The 13,265-nt window shown below is 70.7% G+C and carries 14 protein-coding genes; 2 read left to right on the top strand and 12 right to left on the bottom strand.

Annotated elements, in window-relative coordinates; genetic code table 11:
• Window positions 1-28 precede the first annotated feature (28 nt).
• The 3 genes from ACFYXB_RS26270 to ACFYXB_RS26260 all read right to left on the bottom strand — a co-directional run bounded on the left by ACFYXB_RS26270 (window position 29) and on the right by ACFYXB_RS26260 (window position 2,404).
• Window positions 29-688 carry a TetR/AcrR family transcriptional regulator gene (locus ACFYXB_RS26270; protein ID WP_389586480.1) on the bottom strand — a complete coding sequence of 220 codons (660 nt, stop codon included), beginning with the start codon at window positions 686-688 and terminating at the stop codon, window positions 29-31.
• Window positions 689-764: 76 nt separating this feature from the next.
• The gene (locus ACFYXB_RS26265) at window positions 765-905 is read right to left on the bottom strand and encodes an SCO1431 family membrane protein (protein ID WP_351357898.1); all 141 of its coding nucleotides are present in this window, start codon (window positions 903-905) and stop codon (window positions 765-767) included.
• A 140-nt stretch (window positions 906-1,045) separates the two neighbouring features.
• A complete protein-coding gene (locus tag ACFYXB_RS26260) occupies window positions 1,046-2,404 on the bottom strand; it encodes a peptidase C39 family protein (RefSeq protein ID WP_389586478.1) in 1,359 nt (452 codons plus the stop codon).
• Window positions 2,405-2,760: 356 nt separating this feature from the next.
• Between ACFYXB_RS26260 and ACFYXB_RS26255 the strand changes: the two genes are divergently transcribed.
• Complete coding sequence (locus ACFYXB_RS26255; RefSeq protein ID WP_389586546.1) at window positions 2,761-3,381, top strand: uridine kinase; 621 nt, start codon at window positions 2,761-2,763, stop codon at window positions 3,379-3,381.
• A 432-nt stretch (window positions 3,382-3,813) separates the two neighbouring features.
• A complete protein-coding gene (locus ACFYXB_RS26250) occupies window positions 3,814-5,673 on the top strand; it encodes an AAA family ATPase (RefSeq protein WP_389586476.1) in 1,860 nt (619 codons plus the stop codon).
• 69 nt (window positions 5,674-5,742) lie between these two features.
• On the opposite strand, the gene ACFYXB_RS26245 is transcribed toward ACFYXB_RS26250, so the two are convergent.
• From ACFYXB_RS26245 to ACFYXB_RS26205, 9 genes are all read right to left on the bottom strand, one after another.
• Window positions 5,743-6,843 (bottom strand): hemolysin family protein, encoded by a 1,101-nt coding sequence (locus ACFYXB_RS26245; RefSeq protein WP_389586474.1) that lies wholly within the window; start codon window positions 6,841-6,843, stop codon window positions 5,743-5,745.
• On the bottom strand, window positions 6,840-8,174 hold the full coding sequence (locus tag ACFYXB_RS26240; RefSeq protein ID WP_389586472.1) for a hemolysin family protein: 1,335 nt from the start codon (window positions 8,172-8,174) through the stop codon (window positions 6,840-6,842). Before ACFYXB_RS26240 ends, ACFYXB_RS26245 begins: the two co-directional genes overlap by 4 nt.
• A gap of 198 nt (window positions 8,175-8,372) precedes the next feature.
• Window positions 8,373-8,837, bottom strand: a complete 465-nt coding sequence (locus ACFYXB_RS26235; protein WP_389586470.1) for a PH domain-containing protein — start codon at window positions 8,835-8,837, stop codon at window positions 8,373-8,375.
• Window positions 8,838-8,858: 21 nt separating this feature from the next.
• Entirely contained in the window at window positions 8,859-9,707 is an 849-nt protein-coding gene (hisG, locus tag ACFYXB_RS26230; protein WP_351357916.1) for an ATP phosphoribosyltransferase, read from the bottom strand.
• Window positions 9,708-9,757: 50 nt separating this feature from the next.
• Complete coding sequence (locus tag ACFYXB_RS26225; protein ID WP_389586468.1) at window positions 9,758-10,030, bottom strand: phosphoribosyl-ATP diphosphatase; 273 nt, start codon at window positions 10,028-10,030, stop codon at window positions 9,758-9,760.
• Between the two features lie 34 nt (window positions 10,031-10,064).
• Window positions 10,065-10,550 carry a 6,7-dimethyl-8-ribityllumazine synthase gene (ribH, locus tag ACFYXB_RS26220; protein ID WP_351357922.1) on the bottom strand — a complete coding sequence of 162 codons (486 nt, stop codon included), beginning with the start codon at window positions 10,548-10,550 and terminating at the stop codon, window positions 10,065-10,067.
• 20 nt (window positions 10,551-10,570) lie between these two features.
• Window positions 10,571-11,881 carry a bifunctional 3,4-dihydroxy-2-butanone-4-phosphate synthase/GTP cyclohydrolase II gene (locus ACFYXB_RS26215; protein ID WP_389586466.1) on the bottom strand — a complete coding sequence of 437 codons (1,311 nt, stop codon included), beginning with the start codon at window positions 11,879-11,881 and terminating at the stop codon, window positions 10,571-10,573.
• Window positions 11,878-12,519: a nicotinamide riboside transporter PnuC gene (gene pnuC / locus ACFYXB_RS26210; protein WP_389586464.1), complete on the bottom strand. Its 642-nt coding sequence runs from the start codon at window positions 12,517-12,519 to the stop codon at window positions 11,878-11,880. Before pnuC ends, ACFYXB_RS26215 begins: the two co-directional genes overlap by 4 nt.
• On the bottom strand, window positions 12,516-13,118 hold the full coding sequence (locus ACFYXB_RS26205) for a riboflavin synthase (RefSeq protein WP_389586462.1): 603 nt from the start codon (window positions 13,116-13,118) through the stop codon (window positions 12,516-12,518). The genes pnuC and ACFYXB_RS26205 overlap by 4 nt, the downstream gene beginning before the upstream one ends.
• Between the last annotated feature and the right edge of the window lie 147 nt (window positions 13,119-13,265).

The following is a 13,265-nucleotide window of genomic DNA, read 5'->3' as shown; positions in this document are numbered from 1 at the left end:
GGGCCGGAGCCTCCGCCCCGATGGTCGGTCAGGTGTCGCGGCGGGCCGACTCGGGTGCCGGGTGGGCGGGGTCCAGCTCCTCGATGGCGCGGAGGACTCCGCCGAGCGTCTTGACCAGCAGTTCGCGCATGGCGTCGCGATCGAGGTCGGGGCGGCCTATCCAGTCGAGGGTGGCGCCCTCGACGCTGCACACCCAGGAGAGCAGGCCCATGCGGGCGAGCGGTGCGATGTCGCTGCGGCCGTACGCCCCCTCGGCGATGGTCGACACGATCGCCTCGCGCACGCCGTCCCGGATGGCGTGCACCTCCGTGTCGAAACCGACGCCGCCGCTGACGATGGCGCGGTAGGCGGCCTGGTGGTTCTCGGCGAAGCGCAGATAGCTGTCGATGGTGCGCTGGACGCGGTTCACGGCCGGAAGTTCGAGACCGCTCGCGGCGAAGGAGACCAGGTCGGCGACGGAGTCCTGGATGATCGCCAGGTAGTAGCCGCGCTTGGACTGGAAGTAGTAGTAGATCAGCCCCTTGGCCACATGCGCCTGCCGAGCGATGTCGTCCATGGACAGCGCGTCGTAGGACGTGTCCGCGAACAACTTCCGCCCGATGGCGATGAGTTCGGCACGTCGTGCCACAGAGCGCTCGGTACCGCGCGCCCGAGGACGGACGACGGCAGCCTGTTGGCTGATATTCAATTCGGACCCTGGTCTCAACCGGTGGCGGGACATCCGCAGTATGTCAGAACGTCCTCGCGCGCCGGCCTACTCGGAGTCACAGCAGACCGAGCTGGGTCACGAGCATCGCGACGACCACGACCAGGGTCCAGCCCATGACGTGCTCGACGATCTTCGGGCCGTCGTCCTTGGGGCCGCCGGTGCGGGCGCGGGCGGCGGTGGCTGAGTGTGCGGTCATGGCGTCTCACTGAGGTCGGCTGTACGGGTGGACTCCCCCCACCGTTTCGTCCACCTTGCCACCGTCGGCGGCCTTTGCGGCAGAGAGGTTGGTCACAGGCGCCCGGCCCCCGGTCCCGCCCGGGGGCCGTAGCCGGTGACTCAGCGCACACCCACCGCCGCGAGCGCCTTGCGCTGGCGCGGGGTCGGATGCTCGGGGAAGTACAGGTAGCAGACGCCGCCCGTGCCCGAGGACACACCGCCGCTGGCGTTGATCCGCTTCGTCCTGAGCCAGATGTTCTCCCACTCGCGCCGCAGATAGACGCGCCGCACCGCCTCGTCGCTCGGCGAGGCCGGGTCGTTGGCGATCACATCGCCCTCGGCGGTGAAGCCGATCACCGTCATCAGGTGGCCGGAGGTGCCGTAACCGGCGCCGGTCAGCTCGGTCTTGAGGAAGGACTGGGACGTTATGGCCGGGATGCCGGCCGCGATCAACGTCTCGAGGTCGGTGAGCGAGGAGAGCCGGGTGACCACGCCCTGTAGCCCCTCGAACGTGGCGGCGTAGGCGGCGTTGAACGGCCAGTTGCCACAGCCCTCGTACTGGTAGTCGTACGTGTAGCGGGCCGCGTGGTCCACCTGCGGGTCGGCGTAGCCCGGGTCGACCCAGGACAGCTGCTCGGGGGTGAGCCGGCCGCCCCAGTACTCGATGATCATCTGCGAGGAGGTGGGGCTGCACCAGGCCTCGCCGCCGTTGTCGAACTGCGGGTACTGGCCCTTGTGGATCTCCTGCGAGTAGCGCGGGACGATCAGCTCCTGGGCCAGGCCCGGCGTGGAGGCGGGCACGGTGAAGCGGTCCGGGACGTCGGAGCCCATGGCGCCCAACCGCCAGACGGTCGGGGTGAGCTTCGTGCCCGGCTTGCGGTAGAGGGTGAGGCGCAGCCGGTACGACACGAGGCGCAGGCCGGTGCTCGCGTCGTCGATGGCGAACGTGTCCGTCCAGATCGAGCTCTTGCCGTCGCTCTGGTCGTCGACCGAGGTGCGCCGGATGTCCTCCTCGCCGGCGGCCCAGCGGCCCATCACGTACCAGGGGGTGTCGGTGCCGTCGGAGTACGTCCCCTGGAGCTCGACCTGGAGCCAGGTGCCCGCCGGGGTGTGCGCGTTCCAGGAGGCGATCGCCTCGGTGGCAGGGACGGAGAGCCGGTGGACCGGGGAGGTCCAGGTGGCGTACTCCCAGGCGGCCGTGGTGCCGGTGTGCGGGTCCGTGTAGTCGGTGGTGCCCGCCGGGGCGGCGAACACCACGCCGGGGCGGGCACCCGAGACGGCCCGGACGCCCTTGGCGGTGCCAGAGCGCCAGTCGGTGTACGTGGTCCAGGCACGGTTGTCGACCAGCCGGGCGGGAGCGGCGGCGTCGGTGGCGGCGGAGACGGTCGCGGCGGCCGCGTGTCCCGTGCCGCCGGCGACGGCCGCGACAACCGCGGCGGCCAGAACGGTTCTGCGGGACGGTTGTTCGGCTCTGCTCATGGGCGGAAGTACCCCCAGGGGTCCGAGTCGGGTCCGGTGCGCGGCGGTTCGCCTTCGGGGCGTACCACTCCTGCCCCTTTTCGGCTCGCTCGCCGAGCAGTTGTGCGCCAACTATGGAACAGCCGCCATGCCCCTGCCAGCACTTCGACCGATGCCACGCCCAGCAATATTGGTCTCGTCCACTGATGCCACCTGCGGCGGACGGCCCTGGCGCACGCGCGTGGCGTTCGCCGGGGCCGGTGCGGCGAGGCTGAACTCGCGGTCAGAGGTCCATCGCAGCGACCTCGTCGGGGCGGCCGTAGCTCTAGAATGTTTCCGGAAAACACCCCACACCGCATCACACCTCAGGAATCGCCATTCACGCCCTCGCCTCCCGGCTGCGCACACTCCCCCCGTCCTGCGGGCCGGTGCGGCTGATCGGTGTCGACGGCCACGCCGGATCCGGGAAGTCCACGTTCGCGGGACAGTTGGCCGCCGCGCTGGACGGGGCGCCGGTGCTGCACCTCGACGACATCGCCAGCCACGACGAACTCTTCGAGTGGACCGGCCGCCTGCTGGCCCGGGTGATCGAGCCGTTCACCCGTGGCGAGCCGGCCGCCTACGAGCCGTACGACTGGCACGCCCGCCGCTTCGGCCCACCCCGGGAGCTGCCTGCCGCGCCCGTGGCCCTCGTCGAGGGCGTCGGCGCCGGGCGTCGTGCGCTGCGCCCGTATCTGTCGCGGCTGCTGTGGATGGAGTTGCCGCACGAGGAGTCCTGGACGCGCGGCCGCCTCAGGGACGGGGCGGAGCAGCGGGAGTTCTGGGCCGGGTGGGTCGAGGCGGAACGCCGGCACTTCACCGAGGACCCTTCCCGGCCGTACGCCGATCTTCTGGTGCTGCAGTCACGGAAGGGGTACGAGGTGCTGCCGGGACCCTCGGGAACTATTGGACCGGACCATCATGTCACGCACCGTGACGGACCATCCCCAGCGTGCTGAACCCGTGAAGACCCTTGCGTGAGAACTTGGCCAAGTGCTTCAACTCGGCTTGACCCGGCGGCCGTACAGGACTTACGTTCTCAATGAGCGGCCTTTCGGAGCCGCCCCTCAACGCGAAGCCCCCGGTTGTTCCCCCGTGATCGGGGGCTTCGTTCTGCCCTCGGCCGCTCTCTCCGGGCGCCCCGCGCACCGATTCGCTCACCCTCGGTCACCGAACGTGCCGCGGCCCGGCTGTTCCCACCTCGCGGAACGGCCCGTGCCGGCACCCTTCGGCGGGCGCACACCCCGCAGGTACGATGCCCTCGGTGCGACCTTCGAACGGCTGCTTCGCGCACCTGCAACTCCGGTCCGCGGCACAGCGGTTCGACCGAGGCGGCCGTCGGGCGACAGCCCGGTGGTGAACCAACGGGGGCAGGGTTTGTGGGGGACGTGATGGACTTCGGCACACGGGGCCCCGAGGCCCCGGCCGACCTCGCCTGGCTGAGAGGCGTGGACGCCTACACGATGGGCGCCTATCCCCAGGCGGAGGACGAGTTCCGCACCGCCGTGCGGATGGACCCGGGGATGGCCGACGCCTGGCTCGGGCTGCACGCGCTGCGCATCGACACGACGACCGCGCTGCTCCGGATGTTCCGGCACCGCGACCGCTTCGGCGAGCAGCGCACCCGGCACCGCCGCGCCCTGAACTCCTGGTATTGGCTGGGCTGGTGGGTGCAGCCGGTGCTCGAGCACCCGCGCGACCTGCTGCTCGCGCACGCCTCGCACTGGCTGGACGGCCGGCACGTGCCGGAGCTGGACCGGGCGCTCGCCGGACTGCCGCCGGTCGACACCGATCCGCAGGTCCGCTTCCTGCACGCCTGCCGGGCCTATCTGGTCAAGGACTGGGAGCAGCTGGTCCGGCACACCGACCCGCTCATCAACGATGCCTTACTGGGCATCGAGGCGGGCCTGTTCGGCGGCATGGCCCGGGTCCGCCTGGAGATGTACGGCCAGGCCGAACCCCTGCTCGCGGCGGCCCTGATGCGCTGCCGCAGCGAGCAGCCGCAACGCAAGGAACTGCGCTACTGGCTGGCCCGGGCGCACGAGGGCACCGGCCGCAGCGCCGCCGCGCTCCCCCTCTACCGGGCCGTGCACCGGGTCGACCCCGCCTTCATGGACACCTCGGCCCGGCTCGCGGCGATCGCCGAGGGCGACGGGTACGACGACGCGGCCGACCTCGCGGCGATCACGCTCACCGGCGCCGGGGACACCGTGGACGGCCAGGACACCCTCGACCCGTTGTTCGGCACCGAGGCCCGCGATCTGCGGCTGTCCGAGAACGATCTGCCGCCCGTGGGCCCTCTGCCCTCGGTGACCGACCCCGCGGTGCGCGAGAAGAGCGTCGTGCCGTCGCCGCTGCCCGCCGGGCCGACCGATGCCGCATTGCTCGAGGAGGCGCTCGCCGAGCTCGAGCGCATGGTGGGTCTGGAACCCGTGAAGCGCCAGGTCAAGGCGCTCTCCGCACAGTTGAACATGGCGCGGCTGCGGGCCGGTCAGGGGCTGCCCGTCCAGCCGCCGAAACGCCATTTCGTCTTCTCCGGTCCCTCGGGCACCGGCAAGACCACCGTCGCCCGCATCCTCGGCCGCGTCTTCTACGCCCTCGGCCTGCTCGGCGGCGACCATCTCGTGGAGGCCCAGCGGGCCGACCTGGTGGGCGAATACCTGGGCCAGACCGCCGTGAAGGCCAACGAGTTGATCGACTCCGCGATCGGCGGGGTCCTGTTCGTGGACGAGGCGTACTCGCTGTCCAACTCGGGCTACGGCAAGGGCGACGCGTACGGCGACGAGGCCCTGCAGGTGCTGCTGAAGCGGGCCGAGGACAACCGCGACCACCTGGTGGTGATCCTGGCCGGCTATCCCGAGGGCATGGACCGCCTGCTGGCCGCCAACCCGGGCCTGTCGTCCCGCTTCACGACCCGTGTCGACTTCCCCTCTTACCGGCCGATGGAACTCACGTCGATCGGTGAGGTCCTCGCCGCGGAGAACGGGGACGTGTGGGACGAGGAGGCGCTGGACGAACTGCGGTCCATCGCCGGGCACGTCGTCGACCAGGGGTGGATCGACGAACTGGGCAACGGGCGGTTCCTGCGGACGCTGTACGAGAAGAGCTGCGCGTATCGGGATCTGCGGCTGTCGGGGTATCTGGGCCAGCTGACTCGGGACGACCTCGCCACGCTGCGGCTTCCCGACCTGATGCAGGCGTACGGCGAGGTGCTGTCGGGGCGGGGGCCGCAGGATCCGTCGGCGATGTGACGTGCGCAGCGGCACCCCGCCGACGCGGGCGAGCGAAGACCACCCGCCCGCGTCGGTACAGGGCACTGCTCAGCTCGCCAGGGCCTGTTCCGGCTCGCCGCTCGCCCTCGGCTCCGTGACCTTCGGTTCCGTCGGCTTCGGTTCGCGGGCCTCTCGGTGTGCCGGGTCGCGTACCTCCCCGACCAGGAGTTCCAGCACGTCTTCCAGGGCGACCAGGCCGAGGACCCTGCCGGACGCGTCTGCCACCTGGGCCAGGTGGGTCGCCGCACGGCGCATCACCGTGAGGGCGTCGTCCAGGGGGAGTTCGGAGCGCAGTGTCGTCATGGGGCGCCAGATCTGCTGGGGCACCGCCCGCTGCGAGTCCTCCAGGTCGAGTACGTCCTTCACGTGCAGGTAGCCCATGAAGGCGCCGTTCTCCGTCGCCACGGGGAAGCGGGAGTACCCCGTGCGGGCAGTCAGCTCGACGATCTGGCCCGGGGTGACCGACGGCGGCACCGTGACCAGGGACTCGCGCTTGAGGAGCACGTCGGTGACCGGGCGCGAGCCCAGTTCCAGCGCGTCCTCCAGGCGCTCCTGCTCCTCCGGGTCGAGAAGTCCGGCTTGGCCGGAGTCCTCCAGCAGACGGTTGAGCTGCTCACTGGTGACGACGGCCTCGACCTCGTCCTTGGGCTCGACGCGGAAGAGTCGCAGGATGCCCCGGGCGCAGGCGCCGAGCGCCACGGTGATGGGCCTGCAGATCGAGGCGAAGGCGACCAGGCCGGGGCTGAGCCACAGCGCGGCCTTCTCCGGCGCCGCCATCGCGAGGTTCTTCGGCACCATCTCGCCGATCACCAGATGGAAGAAGACCACCGCGGCGAGGGCGATGACGTAGCCGAGCGGGTGGATCAGACCGTCCGGCAGGTGGATCCGCTCGAACAGCGGCTCCAGCAGATGCGCCACCGTCGGCTCGGCGACCGCGCCCAGGGTCAGTGAGCAGACGGTGATGCCGAACTGGGCCGCGGCCATCATCTGCGGCAGCCGCTCCAGGCCGTACAGCACCTGGCGGGCGCGCGCGCTGCCCAGCGGTTCGATCTGGCTGCGGCGGACGGAGACGAGCGCGAACTCGGCGCCCACGAAGAAGCCGTTGGCGAGCACCAGCAGCGCGGCGAAGAACAGTTGGAGCACGCTCATCGGACGGCCTCCGCGGCAGCGGCCACGGGGGCGGTGCGGACGAGGCGGACGCGCTCGGCGCGGTAGTGGCCGACCTGGCGCACGGACAGCCGCCAGCCCGGCAGTTCGGCCTTGTCGCCGGGGGCCGGGATACGGCCGAGCAGATCGGCGACCAGGCCCGCGACGGTCTCGTACGGGCCCTCGGGCACGTCGAGGCCTATGCGCTTGAGGATGTCGACACGGCAGCTGCCGTCGGCTTCCCAGGCGGGTTTGCCGTCCTCGGACGGGGCGACGGCGAGTTCGGGCAGGTGCTGGCGGTCGTGCTCGTCGCGGACCTCGCCGACGAGTTCCTCGACGATGTCCTCCAGGGTCACCACGCCCGCCGTGCCGCCGTACTCGTCAACGACGACCGCGATGGGCTGCTCGCTGCGCAGCAGGGCCAGCAAGGGCTGGACCGGCAGGGTCTCCGGGACCAGCAGCGCCGGGTGGGCGATACGGCCGACCGGGGTACGCAGCCGGTCGGCCGCGGGGACCGCCAGGGCGTCCTTGAGGTGGGCCATGCCGACGATTTCGTCGATCTTCTCCCGGTAGACGGGGAAGCGGGACAGACCGGTGGCCCGGGTGAGGTTGACCACGTCCTCGGCCGTCGCGGAGGCCTGGAGCGCGCTGACCTTCACTCGCGGGGTCATGACGTGCTGCGCAGTCAGCTCGCCCAGCGACAGCGTCCGTACGAACAGGTCGGCCGTGTCCTGCTCCAGGGCGCCGGCCTGCGCGGAGTGCCGGGCCAGGGAGACGAGCTCGCCCGGTGTGCGGGCGGAGGCCAGTTCCTCGGCGGGTTCGACGCCCAGGGCGCGCACCAGCCGGTTGGCGACCATGTTGAGCGCGGCGATCACCGGGCGGAAGAGTCGGGAGAAGACATGCTGCGGGCGGGCGACGAAGCGCGCGACTGTCAGCGGCTTGGACACCGCCCAGTTCTTGGGCACGAGTTCGCCGATCACCATCTGGACCGCCGACGCGAGCAGCATGCCGACGACCACCGAGACACCGGAGACGGCACCCTCGGGGATACCGATCGCGCTGAAGGGGCCGTTGAGCAGCCGCGCGAGGGCCGGTTCGGCGAGCATGCCGACGACGAGGGAGGTGATGGTGATGCCGAGCTGGGTGCCGGAGAGCTGGAACGACAGCTCCTTGAGCGACTCGACGACCCTACGGGCGCGCTTGTCGCCCTCGGCGGCGGCCTTCTCGGCGTCCGCGCGCTCCACCGTCACCAGGCCGAACTCGGCGGCCACGAAGAAGCCGTTGGCGAGGATCAGCAGGAAAGCCGCTCCGAGGAGCAGCAGGGGGATGGTCATGCCGCCGCCTCGGTATGTCGGGAGGGGGCGGCGCAGGTACTACAGGACGATCCGTCCATCGCTGGAGGGAGTCACTCCTTTGGTAGCAGGGGGCCTCTGAAGACCGGGGGAACCACAGGGGCGGAGGCGTCGTGAAAACGCCTCCGCCAACAGATTAATCAAGACATGGGGTGGGAGGGAGAGTGGCCGCCCCCACACTCACCCTTGAGGCTGCTCCGGGTCCGTGACGGTGCGGGCCTCGGCGAGCGCCCGCAGGGTGCGGGCGTCGGCGATGGCGTGCTGCTTGGCGATGCCCGGCTGGATGCCGAGAGCGGGCAGGCTGGTGCCGTCGCTGAGGTCGATGAACACCCAGGGGTCGCCGGGGCGCAGGTTGACCTGGAGAATCTCCGCCCAGTCCAGGCGCCTTCGGCTCGCGATGTTGACGACGGTGACACCGGTCTCGTCGGCGACGACCTTCACCCGGGCGAGCTGGGCCAGCACCCAGAAGATGAGGGCGCCGGTGATGACGAAGCTCAGCCGCTCCCCCGGGCCGAGCGGCTCCAGGAGCATCGCGATCCCGGATATGACCAGGAAGATCACGACACCGGCGGTGAGCAGGACGGCACGGGTGCGGCCCGGGCGGAAGGTGACGGGCAGGGCGGGCAGTGGCGTCGGGGCGGACATCGGTGTGCGGCCTCCTCGTGGTCAGAGGCGGCAGGCGTGGATGGCCGTGGTGAGGATGGCCCGGGCGCCGATGGCGTACAGGTCGTCCATGATGCGCTGTGCGTCCTTGGCCGGGACCATGGCGCGGACGGCGACCCAGCCCTCGTTGTGCAGCGGCGAGATGGTCGGGCCCTCGAGGCCGGGGGTGATGGCGACGGCCGCCTCGAGGTGCTCGGCGCGGCAGTCGTAGTCCATCATCACGTACGTCCGGGCGACCAGGACGCCCTGGAGGCGGCGCAGGAACTGCCGCACCTTGGGCTCCTCGGTGTCCGCGCCGGTACGGCGGACGACGATCGCCTCGGACTTCATGATGGGTTCGCCGATGACCTCCAGGCCCGCGTTGCGCAGCGAGGTCCCCGTCTCGACGACGTCGGCGATGACCTCGGCGACGCCCAGCTCGATGGCGGTCTCGACAGCACCGTCGAGGTGGACGACGGAGGCGTCGATACCGCTGTCGGCGAGGTGCTTGGCGACGATGCCCTCGTAGGAGGTGGCGACCGTCCTGCCGTTGAGGTCCTCGACGCCGCTCGCCGTGCCCGGCTTGGTGGCGTAGCGGAACGTGGAGCGGGCGAAGCCGAGCGGGAGGATCTCCTCGGCGCTGGCGCCGGAGTCGATCAGCAGGTCGCGGCCGGTGATGCCGATGTCGAGGCGGCCGGAGGAGACGTAGATCGCGATGTCGCGGGGGCGGAGGTAGAAGAACTCGACCTCGTTCGACGGGTCGACGATCCGCAGCTCCTTGGCCTCGCGGCGCTGCTGGTAGCCGGCCTCATGCAGCATGTCCGCCGCAGGGCCGGACAGGGAACCCTTGTTGGGGACGGCGATGCGCAGCATGAGGTCGGCTTCCTTTGCTCGTTCTGTGCGGGGATGTGTGCGGCGTGGGCTCAGAGGTGGGCGTAGACGTCTGCCAGGGAGATCCCGCGGGCGACCATCATCACCTGAACGTGGTACAGCAGCTGCGAGATCTCTTCGGCTGCGGCCTCGTTGCCCTCGTACTCGGCGGCCATCCAGACCTCGGCGGCCTCTTCGACGACCTTCTTGCCGATGGCATGGACGCCCTTCCCGACCAGTTCTGCGGTGCGGGAGGTGGCGGGATCGCCGTGGGTGGCCTTGTGCTGGAGCTCGGTGAAGAGCTCCTCGAACGTCTTCTTGGACATGGTGGTCCTTACCCTACGCGGTCCGGGCCGTGCCTCAGTGCCAGGGTTCGGATACCGAGCGCAGCGTGCACGCGGTCGACACCGCCGCGGTGACGGCCTCGTGGCCCTTGTCCTCGTTGGAACCCTCGAGGCCGGCGCGGTCCAGGGCCTGCTCCTCGGTGTCGCAGGTCAGGACGCCGAAGCCGACGGGGACGCCGGTCTCCACCGAGACCTGGGTCAGGCCCTGGGTGACGCCCTGGCACACGTAGTCGAAGTGGGGGGTGCCTCCGCGGATGACGACGCCGAGGGCGACGACCGCGTCGTAGCCGCGGCCCGCGAGGACCTTGGCGGCCACCGGCAGCTCGAAGCTGCCCGGGACCCGGATGACCGTCGGCTCGTCGATGCCGAGCTCGCCCAGGGCGCGCAGGGCGCCGTTCACCAGACCGTCCATCACCTTCTCGTGCCACTGTGCCGCGATGACGGCGACCCTGAGGTCGCTCGCGCCGCGTACGGACAGTTCCGGTGCACCCTTGCCGCTCACGTCTCTCCTTCGTGCTTCTGTTACTGGTTGCCACAGGTGGCCGCGGACGCGGCCGCGGAGGCTGCCGCGGCCGGCGTGTCCAGCCAGGGCAGGTCGTGCCCCATCCGGTCCCGCTTGGTGCGCAGGTACCGGAGGTTGTGCTCGCCGGCCTGTACGGGCATCGGCTCGCGACCGGTGACCTTGAGGCCGTGGCGCAGCAGCGCTTCGGTCTTGTCGGGATTGTTGGTCATCAGCCGCAGGCTGCGCACGCCGAGGTCCTCGAGGATCTGCGCGCCGGCGCCGTAGTCGCGGGCGTCGGCGGGCAGGCCGAGTTCGAGGTTGGCGTCGAGGGTGTCGCGGCCGCGCTCCTGCAGTTCGTACGCCTGGAGCTTGGAGACCAGGCCGATGCCGCGTCCCTCGTGTCCCCGCAGGTAGACCACCACGCCCCGGCCCTCCTCCTGGATGCGCTCCAGGGATGCGTCCAGCTGGGGGCCGCAGTCGCAGCGGGCGGAGCCGAAGACGTCTCCGGTGAGGCATTCGGAGTGGACGCGGACCAGGACGTCCTCGCCGTCGCCGATGTCGCCGTGGACGAGGGCGACGTGCTCGACGCCGTCGACGGTGGAGCGATAGCCGTACGCCGTGAAACTGCCGTGCTTGGTGGGCAGGTTGACCTCGGCCTCGCGACGGACGGTGGGCTCGGAGGTCCGTCGGTACGTGATCAGGTCCTCGATGGAGATGATCGTCAGGCCGTGCTTGCGGGCGAACGGGATCAGCTCGGGCAGGCGCAGCATACGGCCGTCCTCGCCGGCGATCTCGACGATGGCGCCGGCCGGGCGCAGGCCCGCGAGCCGGGCCAGGTCGACGGCGGCCTCGGTATGGCCGTTGCGGACCAGGACGCCGCCGGGCCGCGCGCGCAGCGGGAAGACATGGCCGGGGCGGACGAGGTCGGTGGGCTCGGCCGTGCCGCCGGCGAGCAGTTGGAGCGTGGTCGCGCGATCGGCGGCCGAGATGCCGGTGGTCACGCCGTGGGCGGAGGAGGCGTCGACGGAGACCGTGAACGCCGTCTTCATCGACTCGGTGTTGTCCTCGACCATCTGCGGGAGCCGGAGCCGGTCGAGTTCCTCGCCCTCCATGGGGGCGCAGATCAGGCCGCGGCACTCGCTCATCATGAAGGCGACGATCTCGGGGGTCACCTTCTCGGCGGCGATGACGAGGTCGCCCTCGTTCTCCCGGTCCTCGTCGTCGACGACCACGATGGGTCGGCCGGCGGCGATGTCGGCGATGGCCTGTTCGACGGGGTCGAGGGTGAAGTCGTCCAGAGTGGTGCTGTAGAGGATCGGTGCCGATGTCATGCGGGCGCTCCTTCCAGGACGGGCCGCGAAGCCTTGCGCGAGCGCAGCCACCAGTCGCGCATGCCCCACAGGACGAGCGCGCCGTAGATGACGTAGACGAAGCAGGAGAAGGCGTAGCCGTTGGCGAAGTTGAGGGGGACGCCGACGAGGTCGACCAGGAGCCAGGCGAACCAGAACTCGACCATGCCGCGCGCCTGGGCGTACATGGCGACGACGGTGCCGACGAAAATGTAGGCGTCGGGCCACGGGTCCCAGGACAGGGACGGGTAGGCCTTGAAGAGGAGGGCCACCGCGACGGTGCCGACGGCCGCGGCGGCGAGCATGACCGCGCGTTCGCGCCAGGTGGCAAACCGTACGGAGACATGACCGTTCTCGCCCCGGTCCTTGCCGCGGTTCCACTGCCACCAGCCGTACAGCGCGACGAGCATGACGACGACCTGCTTGCCCGCGCTGCCTGTCAGATGGCCGAAGAAGGCGCCGAAGAGGATGAGGCCGGCGAGGAACTGCACCGGCCAGCTCCACACGGAGCGGCGCCAGCCGAGGGCGAGGGCGATCAGGCCGAAGATGTTGCCGACCATGTCGGACCAGAGGATGTGCTGGCCGAACAGGGTGAAGGCCTCGGAGTTGAGCCAGTTCACCGGCCGGCCCCCTGACCGGCGAGGAGCCGCTCGACGTACTTGGCGATGACGTCGACCTCGAGGTTGACCGGGTCGCCGGGCTGCTTGCGGCCGAGCGTGGTCAGTTCGAGGGTGGTGGGGATGAGGCTGACGGAGAAGTAGTCGGGGCCGGCCTCGACGACGGTGAGGCTGATGCCGTCGACGGTGATGGAGCCCTTCTCGACGACGTAGCGGGCGAGGTCCGCGGGCAGGGAGACCTTGACGATCTCCCAGTGCTCGGAGGGCGTGCGCGCCAGCACCTCGCCGGTGCCGTCCACATGGCCCTGCACGATGTGCCCGCCGAGGCGCGCGCCCACGGCCGTGGGGCGTTCCAGGTTGACGCGGGAGCCGACGGCGAGGGCGCCCAGGCTGGAGCGCTTCAGCGTCTCGGCCATGACGTCGGCGGTGAACTCGTCGCCCTCGTGGTCGACGACGGTGAGACAGACCCCGTTCACGGCGATGGAGTCGCCGTGCTGCGCGCCCTCGGTGACGACGGGGCCGCGGAGCCGGAAGCGGGAGGCGTCGCCGAGATTCTCGACGGCGGTGACTTCACCAAGCTCTTCGACGATTCCGGTGAACACTTCCCGGGTCCTCCTGCCTCATTGGGGCACGGACTCCGGGGCCTGTCGATGACGACAGAATGAACGGGTGAGCACACTCGGGGCGACGCCGACAAGGACCCGTCCCGACAGACGAGTCCCAGAGACGGCGGCGCGCACGCATGCCCG

The organism is Streptomyces sp. NPDC002619 (assembly GCF_042889305.1).
GTDB lineage: Bacteria > Actinomycetota > Actinomycetes > Streptomycetales > Streptomycetaceae > Streptomyces.
The sequence above is the reverse complement of the archived record's forward strand: the minus strand, read 5'-3'. Positions and strand labels throughout refer to the sequence as shown.

Bases quoted from the DNA above. Each gene is read 5' to 3' on its own strand.
- ACFYXB_RS26265 (WP_351357898.1), bottom strand. From the start codon at position 905: ATGACCGCACACTCAGCCACCGCCGCCCGCGCCCGCACCGGCGGCCCC.
- ACFYXB_RS26235 (WP_389586470.1), bottom strand. From the start codon at position 8,837: ATGTCCGCCCCGACGCCACTGCCCGCCCTGCCCGTCACCTTCCGCCCG.
- ACFYXB_RS26245 (WP_389586474.1), bottom strand. From the start codon at position 6,843: ATGAGCGTGCTCCAACTGTTCTTCGCCGCGCTGCTGGTGCTCGCCAAC.
- ACFYXB_RS26260 (WP_389586478.1), bottom strand. From the start codon at position 2,404: ATGAGCAGAGCCGAACAACCGTCCCGCAGAACCGTTCTGGCCGCCGCG.
- ACFYXB_RS26215 (WP_389586466.1), bottom strand. From the start codon at position 11,881: ATGACATCGGCACCGATCCTCTACAGCACCACTCTGGACGACTTCACC.
- hisG (WP_351357916.1), bottom strand. From the start codon at position 9,707: ATGCTGCGCATCGCCGTCCCCAACAAGGGTTCCCTGTCCGGCCCTGCG.
- ACFYXB_RS26250 (WP_389586476.1), top strand. From the start codon at position 3,814: ATGGACTTCGGCACACGGGGCCCCGAGGCCCCGGCCGACCTCGCCTGG.
- ACFYXB_RS26240 (WP_389586472.1), bottom strand. From the start codon at position 8,174: ATGACCATCCCCCTGCTGCTCCTCGGAGCGGCTTTCCTGCTGATCCTC.
- ACFYXB_RS26225 (WP_389586468.1), bottom strand. From the start codon at position 10,030: ATGTCCAAGAAGACGTTCGAGGAGCTCTTCACCGAGCTCCAGCACAAG.